The organism is Thalassotalea sp. PP2-459 (assembly GCF_001913705.1).
In the GTDB taxonomy this organism is placed as follows: Bacteria; Pseudomonadota; Gammaproteobacteria; order Enterobacterales; family Alteromonadaceae; genus Thalassotalea_C; species Thalassotalea_C hakodatensis.
In genome coordinates, this window is record NZ_MKQD01000070.1 from 31,695 (window position 1) to 38,645 (window position 6,951).

General features: G+C 37.2%; 4 protein-coding genes. 3 read left to right on the forward strand and 1 reads right to left on the reverse strand.

Going from position 1 to position 6,951, the window contains the following annotated elements; all coding sequences use genetic code 11:
• Positions 1–6: 6 nt before the first annotated feature.
• The 3 genes from arsJ (at position 7) to BI291_RS16080 (ending at position 3,252) form a co-directional block, all read left to right on the forward strand.
• Positions 7–1,221, forward strand: a complete 1,215-nt coding sequence (arsJ, locus tag BI291_RS16070) for an organoarsenical effux MFS transporter ArsJ (protein WP_074500012.1) — start codon at positions 7–9, stop codon at positions 1,219–1,221.
• Between the two features lie 582 nt (positions 1,222–1,803).
• On the forward strand, positions 1,804–2,199 hold the full coding sequence (locus tag BI291_RS16075; RefSeq protein WP_074500015.1) for a MerC domain-containing protein: 396 nt from the start codon (positions 1,804–1,806) through the stop codon (positions 2,197–2,199).
• A gap of 354 nt (positions 2,200–2,553) precedes the next feature.
• Positions 2,554–3,252 carry a PEP-CTERM sorting domain-containing protein gene (locus BI291_RS16080; RefSeq protein ID WP_074500018.1) on the forward strand — a complete coding sequence of 233 codons (699 nt, stop codon included), beginning with the start codon at positions 2,554–2,556 and terminating at the stop codon, positions 3,250–3,252.
• 234 nt (positions 3,253–3,486) lie between these two features.
• On the opposite strand, the gene BI291_RS16085 is transcribed toward BI291_RS16080, so the two are convergent.
• On the reverse strand, positions 3,487–6,720 hold the full coding sequence (locus BI291_RS16085; protein WP_074500021.1) for a S41 family peptidase: 3,234 nt from the start codon (positions 6,718–6,720) through the stop codon (positions 3,487–3,489).
• Positions 6,721–6,951: the final 231 nt, after the last annotated feature.

A 6,951-nucleotide genomic window follows, 5' to 3' on the forward strand; every position in this document is an offset into this window, starting at 1 on the left:
ATATAAATGAAACAATTGGCAACGCTTTCTAACGAAATTAAACAGTACTTAATTGTAACAGGCAACTATTGGGCGTTTACGTTGACCGATGGTGCGTTGCGTATGCTGGTTGTTTTGTATTTTCATCAATTAGGGTATTCGCCACTCAGTATAGCAATGCTGTTTTTGTTTTATGAAATATTTGGTGTCATTACTAATTTATTTGGTGGATATTTAGGGGCTCGAGTTGGCTTAAATCGCACGATGAATATAGGCCTTGCTATTCAAGTAATGGCGTTGTTGATGTTAACAGTGCCGGCAGAATGGTTAACTGTTGTTTATGTGATGGCCGCTCAGGCCCTATCGGGGATAGCCAAAGATCTCAATAAAATGAGTGCAAAAAGCTCTATTAAAATGTTGGTGGCTAATGGGCAAGAAGGCACATTATTTAAATGGGTTGCGGTATTAACGGGCTCTAAAAATGCCTTAAAAGGCATTGGTTTTTTTCTTGGCGGTTTGCTGTTAACGTTGTTGTCTTTTCAAGGGGCGATGCTACTGATGGCAGCGGTGTTAACAATGGTTTGGTGCTTTAGTGTATATGCGTTAAAAAATGATTTAGGCAAAGCGAAAACGACGCCAAAGTTTAAGCAGATTTTTTCTAAAAGCGACGCCATTAATACGCTTTCAGCAGCACGCATGTTTTTATTTGGTGCGCGAGATGTATGGTTTGTTGTTGCCTTGCCAGTATTTTTATCCCAAGTATTTAACTGGGATCATTGGACTGTTGGTGGCTTTCTTGCCATTTGGGTCATTGGCTATGGAATTGTGCAATCATGTGTTCCTTCACTATTTAACCTTGACCAAGGTGTATCACCTGCGAAAGATGCAGTTAAATGGGCTTCTTTATTAGCATTCGTTACCTTTAGCATTGCAATTATGTTGTCTTTTCAGTGGGCAGTTCAACTTTCTTTAGTTATAGGGCTATTAATATTTGGTATATTGTTTGCCGTTAATTCTTCATTACATAGCTATTTAATTGTCAGTATGGCAAACGCTGACGGAGTTTCTTTGGACGTTGGTTTTTACTATATGGCAAACGCGATGGGTAGGCTGATAGGCACCGTACTGTCTGGTTGGGTTTATCAGTACTATGGGTTAACGGCTTGTTTATTTATCTCCAGTGTTTTTATCATATTAGCGATGCTGGTATCGTATAGATTGCCAAAAACTTCCCTTATTTGATTAAAATTTCATTTTTGAATAATTGTTTTACTTTCGCAGCATTTGCCTGCATGTTCATGTGGTTTTTGTGATTTTTTTTACTCATTTTTATTAATAAGTTTTTAAACCATGTTTAAAAATTAAAAAAGAGATTGCGAAACTCTTACTTGTATTGTTACGATATAACATATCAATAACTAGCCTGTTTTAAACAATCATAATGAAGAAAAGTATTTTTAAGCGTACTGCTATTGCAAGTGCGGTTTATTGTAGTGCTATTTTTAGTCCTGTATATGTGGATCACTAATCGAAGGGTTGGTGTAATGCTATTAAACAGGAGTGTTTTTTGAGCTTTAGATAGATATGCGAATATGGCGACGGTTACTAATATTCAAATTACTAACACTTTGAGCAAGTGCAATAGAGATCCAGATAATACATTTCCACTCTTTTTATCATTAATTTACTTTACAGAACTGCACGAAGATATCGATTAACAGCAAGTGATGTCAGTGTATTAGATGAGAAGGCAATTTAATAATCTCATTTATTATTTGTGAATTAATGATGTGCTCTGATCAAAACTAATATGGAAGACATAATATGAAGATTTTTGAACAACCGATCTTAGATAAGCTATCTATTGCAACATCCGTTATTTGTGCTATTCACTGTGCTATTGTGCCTATTTTTATTGCACTATTTCCGACAATCTCAGTGTTTAGTAGTAATGAACATGAATTTCATCAAGCGATAGTATGGTTTATTATACCTTTGAGCATAATGGCTGGCTTTTTGGGATGCTATAAGCATAAGAGTAAAAGGATATTATTAACGATTCTTTCTGGGCTTTGCTTACTTGTTTTTGCTGCATTATTTGTTCATGAACTGTGGGGTGAGAATGTAGAAAAAACGCTAACGGTATTTGCAACCATGATTCTAGCTTTTGCACACTGGCAAAACTTTAAACGTTGTCGTGACAATAGCTGTGATCATTAGATAAGTTGATTTTTTGTTAGCTAATTTAAATAAGTGCTCTCTCATTATATTGATACGTTCAACTTTAATTTTGATACACGCAAAGTTTTTCATCGTTATTGTTAACGTAGCCTTGGCTTTATGTACTTTCTAATCTAATGGTAAGGCTCGTAAATACGCCGATAAATCAAATGATTAGTGAGCTACTGTGTCAGAATGCTTTACACTTCATGGATGCCTTAATGTTGCCTACTTCCTACGGTATTGAAAATGTTCAGTATTTTTACTTTGGTATATTATTTGTATAAATGTACAAATAATAGTGGTATTACGATCTTCTAAAATTACTAATACGAATAAATAAAGGGGTATTAAATGAAACTTAAGTACTTAAAAACGACTATTGCAGGTTTGGCAATGGCTATCAGCAGTGTTGCAAATGCTGGATTATTATACGATCAACATTTAATTAACGGCGTACATTTTGGTTCAGGAAATCAAAATGGTGCTTTTACAACGGAAACTAACAACGGTATAGAAATAGGCATACGTGGTAAATTGCGCTTTGACGAAAATAATAATCCACAATCTATATATAACAGTAATGGTGACGGTACTTATTCATTTGATAATGTAGCTCCGCCAACGGGTTTCGGTTGGGCTCCTAATGCATCGACCACTTCGATATGGAGCTGGGATTGGAGCATAGATGTTTCTGGTTCACAATATAGTTTCGGAGATTTAACGTATCTTATGGAGATTGATTTTGATCCATCTTCAGCGACAAACTTTTTATCTTTTGACCCAATCAACAGCCCGAACGATAATTCCAATTCAGGTGCTTCACAGCAAAACTCTTGGAACATGGAGTTTTTTAACGGTCCTTTAGCTTACAATAATACTGATGTTGGTATTTATACCATTCAGCTCTCAGCATTTGACGGCTCTACTTTATTAGCAAGCTCTAGTATTGATATTGTGCAGGGGGTTGATATTCCTGAACCATCTACTATCGCTATTTTTGCACTTGGTGTGATTGGTCTAGCTTCGCGTCGATTTAAGAAACAAAGGTAATCATTTTTTAGTCAGCTAAAAATGTAAAACATTCTGCTTTAGTCATCTATGTTAATAGTCAGTCGTAAAGAGCAGAGTGTTTTTTATATCGTTTGTGGTATTAAATATTTAATAGTTGTGAGTCTTGCTGATTTAACATCATCAAGTCTGTTAACTCTCATGGTATTCGAAGCATAAAAAAATCCGCGATATACGCGGATTTTTTTATGCTAAACATGGTCAAAAGGAAGGAGATTACTTCAGTTTTTTAAGTAATACTTCAACGGCTTTCTCTATTTGCTTATCTTGACCTTTTGATGAAGATTCAGGATCATTCTTAACCATGTGATCTGGCATAGTTTGATTGTTTTCTAGGTATTTTCCTTTTGTATCTTTCATACCAACTTGAGGTACCCCAGCACGAAAATCACCTGAAATACCCGTTTCCCACCAAACTGCAGTCATCGTTCCTGGTACAGGCATGCCTACCATTTCACCTAAGCCTAATTCATCATAGGTGTAAGCAAAAGCATGAGCGTCGCTATAATTTCCTTCGTTAATTAATAATACAGAAGGCTTATTCCATTGATCAAAAGGGTCACCAGCATATTGGCGGCCTCGTACATGCATGGTGAAATATTCATTACCGCTAAGTAGCTTCGCTAAGTCGTTGTGTAACCAGCCACCACCATTAAAACGAGTATCAACAACCACAGCTTCCTTATCAAAATGTTTGCCTAACAAACTAGAATATACGGCTCTAAAACTAGGGTCATTCATGCCTCGAACATGTACATAAGCCAAACGTCCATTTGATAGTTTCTTGACTAATGCTTCACGTGATGTCACCCAACGATCATATAATAAATTACTTACTTTTCTTGCTGATACAGGCTTTATTACTTCATCAAAATGACTACCTTTAGCGTCTTCAAAGGTGAACCTTACTCGTTTACCTGTTGTATGATTAAGTAACTGATATAGGTTTTGGTTTTTGGTTAATTCAACGCCATTTACTGCGGTTAATTTGACACCCGGCTTGACTTTACTTTCGGCATTATCGAAAGGACCATTAGCGAGTACTTCTTCAACAAGTAAGCCATTATCATCATTAAAAAATAGCCCTAAACGACCGGTTTTATCATTGGTGCTCGTAGATTTAGGTCGGTAAGATGAGCCAATGTGTGACGCATTCAATTCGCCGGTCATTTCAGCAAACATGTTGGCAAAATCTCGACCATGACCAATTGAAGTTAGCTTCTTACGATAAGATTTACCAATATCATCCCAATCGATGCCATGATAATCGCTTCGATAAAATTTATCTTTAATGACACGCCAGCTGTGATCAAACATGAATTCTCGCTCTGCAACAGTTTTAAGTTGCATAACAGGATTAACTTTAATTGATTTTAATGTGATTTTTTTACCGACTTTACCTTGCTTTAATTGACCATCGGCAAGGATAAAAAGGTTTTTTTCATCTTCACTAAACGACATATTCACAGAACGGGCATTGAGCTTGGCGACTAATTCCGTCTTTTTATCTTTAATTGATTGACGCCATAAATCAAAGCCTTTTTCAAAGCGCGCTAAGTAATATAACTCTTTAGCATCTTTAGTCAGGTAGGCTTGGCCTAAATGTGATGAGTGTACAGTAAGACGAACAGTGCGACGTTCGATATTTTCCCAGTCGATTTCTACAGGTGCTTTTGATTTGGTTTTATCAACAGCCTTTTCATCATCTTTTTTATCTTCGTCTTTTTTATCCTTTGCTTGCTTGTCTTCTAGTTCTTTTTGTAATTCGTATTCTTCTTTAGACATACGAAATTTGTCATAGCTATCTTGCGTTAAAAATGCTGCTAACACATCACCTTCGCGCCCCCAACTGCCATGGTCTCGTTGACCAAAACGAGCGCTCCACCACAAAACGGCATTACCATCTGTATGCCAAGTAGGCGAACCATCGTTGTAACCAGATAGACTGATGTCTTTCGGTTTTGCTGAACCATCTGATGGGAAAATGCCAACATTTTTAATAAACAATCGGCCACGTGGAGCAAAGTTTGCTGTCATCCAATAACTATCTGGTGCCCAAGCAAATGAAATATCTCCATCGGCATACGAATAATTGTTTTCTTTACTTAACGCTACATTGACTTTTTTGGTTTCACGGTTAATAACTTGGATTTCGTCACGGTTTGACAAAAAGGCTATTTTTTTACCGTCTGGTGAATATACTGGCTGAAAACTATCGGTATCGGCTAAATGCACTGTTTTTTCTGTTAATGTTGTTGCCGCAAAAAAGTAGGGCTCTGACTCGTTTTCAATGGTCGTTTCATATAAGCCCCAGTTGTCATCACGCTCTGCTGCATATAAAAGCGTTTTACCATCTTTATGGAAAGATACAGAACGTTCTTGTTGAGGGGTATTGGTTATTGCACGAGTTGTTTTAAATTCTGTACTAGCAACAAAAACTTCACCACGGGCAATAAATGCCACTTCCTTACCGTTGGGTGAAACCGCGTATTCTGTAATTTTTCCACCTAACGAAACCGGCAGTAATTCATCTTCTTGTACATCGTTGGCAATGGTTATTTTTACATGTTTTAAAGAACCGTTTTTATGGGTGTAGATGTTGCCGTGATGAACAAAGGCCAGGGTACCGTTATCACTGGTTGATAAGCTACGTACAGGGTGTTGTTTAAATTTGGTGATTTGCTTTTTGTTACTACCATTTAAGCTTGATTGCCAAACATTAAACACGTCTGACTTTTCTTCTGAGGTGTAATAAAAAGTATCATTACTTTTCCAGACTGGGTTATGGTCACCGCCTTTAAAAGTCGTTAACTGCTGATGTTTCCCAGAGTTCAGATCGTGTAACCAAATATCTCGGGCAAATGCTGAAACATCATGCTTTCTAAATTGGTTTTCATAAGATTTTTCATCACGATAAAGTACTTGATCGCCGTTAGGTGAAAATTGAAGCTCAGACGCCGGAACCGTAGCAAGCATTTTTGGCGTTGCACCATCAACGGAAACGGTATAGCTTTCTGTTAAGCGAGTCGTGGGGAATATCGTTGAATCTTTTGAGTCTATACGGCTAGAGGTAAATAAAATTTCTTTATTATTTTTCGTGAAATCTTGTGGAATATCATTAGCCGAATGATAGGTGAGTCGTTTGGCCTTGCCGCCATTTTCAGGCATGATATAAACATCTAAGTTACCACTTCGATCACTGGCAAAGGCGATGTTTTTGCCATCACTAGACCAAATAGGGTGTCCATCCCAATCACTATGAATAGTTAACGGTCTAGCCGTTCCACCATTTGTGGAGACAGTGTAGATATCTCCTTTGTATGAAAATGCGATAGTTTTACTGTCGGGTGAAATACTACTGTGCAGGAACCATTCCTGTTCTTTTTCTACGGCTGTTGCGGCAGTGGCAAAGATTGCCAAAGCCGACAATGCATATTTTTTATAGCGCATTATTGATATTCCTTGAGCAACTGGAGGAGTTGTTTTATTTTTTGTTATTTTGATGTGATGTTATAACAAATACAGTGACTATGCCAATGAGCATTCGATAAGGTGTAAGAAAGCTGCGACGGTTATTTTGCAATAGGTAATACCAATTCGCATAAATATTCGGTCATTCAGCGAGAATTAAACGCTTTAGAGGCACGGCGTTGATTGCAGAGAATGGTTATTCAGGAGAAC